At 50.4% G+C, this 1,670-nt stretch carries 2 protein-coding genes; both read left to right on the top strand.

Annotated features, from left to right (window positions below; all coding sequences use genetic code 11):
• Window positions 1–627, top strand: a 627-nt coding sequence (locus DOT_RS18195; RefSeq protein ID WP_009621888.1) for a thiazole biosynthesis ThiG family protein, incomplete at its 5' end; no start/stop codon positions are given.
• A gap of 3 nt (window positions 628–630) precedes the next feature.
• On the top strand, window positions 631–1,670 hold a 1,040-nt coding region (gene thiH, locus DOT_RS18190), incomplete at its 3' end, for a 2-iminoacetate synthase ThiH (RefSeq protein WP_009621886.1).

The following is a 1,670-nucleotide window of genomic DNA, read 5'->3' as shown; positions in this document are numbered from 1 at the left end:
TGGAAAAACCCTCAGGAGAATATTCTTAATTACATGCCTAAGAACACCATTTTATTACCAAATACCTCCGGGGCTCGTACTGCTGAGGAAGCCGTACGAATTGCTCGCTTGGCTCAGGCTGCTGGCTGTGGAAACTGGGTAAAGATCGAAGTAGTACAGGATCAGCGCTACTTATTGCCGGATAATTGGGAAACACTTAAAGCCACAGAACAATTGGTGAACGAAGGATTCGTAGTATTGCCTTACATGAGCCCGGATCTGGGTGCTGCAAGGCGTTTGCTAGAAGTTGGTGCAGCAGCCATCATGCCCCTAGGAGCTCCGATTGGCAGTAACCGAGGTCTCCAAACCAAAGAACTTATCCGGATTCTGATCGAGGAGATTTCTCTGCCGATTATTGTCGATGCGGGCATCGGTCGACCATCAGAAGCAGCTGAGGCCATGGAAATGGGAGCAGCTGCAGTGCTTGTAAATACGGCCATTGCGACGGCAGGTGATCCGGTATCCATGGCTCAGGCTTTTCGCTTAGCAGTAGCCGCAGGGCGACTAGGCTGTCTAGCTGGGCCGGGTGAACGTCGGATAAAAGCCGAAGCTTCTTCCCCTTTAACCGGCTTTTTGCAGGAGGGTTAAGCGATGTTTTACGAGCAAATCAGGGAATGGCAACCCCGGCTTTCTGATTCGGTCTGGGCTAGTTTTGGCGAAGTCGATGTCGAGCGAGCGTTGGCCCGTGAGACTCTTCGCCCTCAAGATCTAGCAGTCTTACTATCTCCTGCTGCCCAATCTTACTTGGAACCCATGGCCCAAAAGGCTCAGGCTCTGACCATCCGCAATTTTGGCCGCACGATAGGTTTGTTTACCCCTCTGTATCTCGCTAATTATTGTAGTAACCAATGTGTCTATTGTAGTTTCCATGCTGGTAATGAAATCGTACGCTGCAAGCTAACTATCGAACAGGTCATCAAGGAAGGGAAAGCTATCTCTTCGACTGGACTACAGCATTTACTGCTCTTGACAGGAGAATCCCGCACTCAAAGCGGACCCGCTTATATGGAAGAATGTGTCCATGCTTTACGACCCATGTTTGCCTCTCTGGGGCTTGAAGTGTATCCCCTATCCACTGAGGAATACCGACGTCTATATGAGGCAGGGATTGATTCTGTTACGCTCTTTCAAGAAACCTACGATGAAATCATCTATGCAGAGGTGCATCCCGCTGGACCTAAGCGTAATTATCACTATCGCTTAGAGGCACCAGAGCGAGCTTGTGCTGCCGGAATCTCTGCCGTTAACATCGGTGCACTTTTGGGGCTCTCGGATTGGCGACAGGATGCCTTTTTCTCGGCACTTCATGCCGATTACTTGCAAAGAGCTTATCCTGGGGTTGAAGTCGCACTCTCTGTGCCACGCCTCAGACCCTATTCTGGCAGTTTTAACCCAACTGCTGCTCCCGTGACAGATGCTCTTTTAGTCCAAATAATATTAGCTTATAGACTATTTCTACCTCGGGCTGGCCTAACCTTGTCCACCCGAGAAAGTCCGCAGATGCGGGAAAATTTACTCCCCCTCGGAATCACTCGAATGTCTGCCGGCGCCCTCACTTCGGTCGGTGGGTATAGTGAGACCGATAACGTAGGCAGTGCCCAATTTGAAATTGCTGACGAACGATCCGTCCC

This window comes from Desulfosporosinus sp. OT (assembly GCF_000224515.1).
GTDB lineage: Bacteria > Bacillota > Desulfitobacteriia > Desulfitobacteriales > Desulfitobacteriaceae > Desulfosporosinus.
Note: the sequence above shows the minus strand (reverse complement) of the source record. Positions and strands in the feature narration are given on the sequence as shown.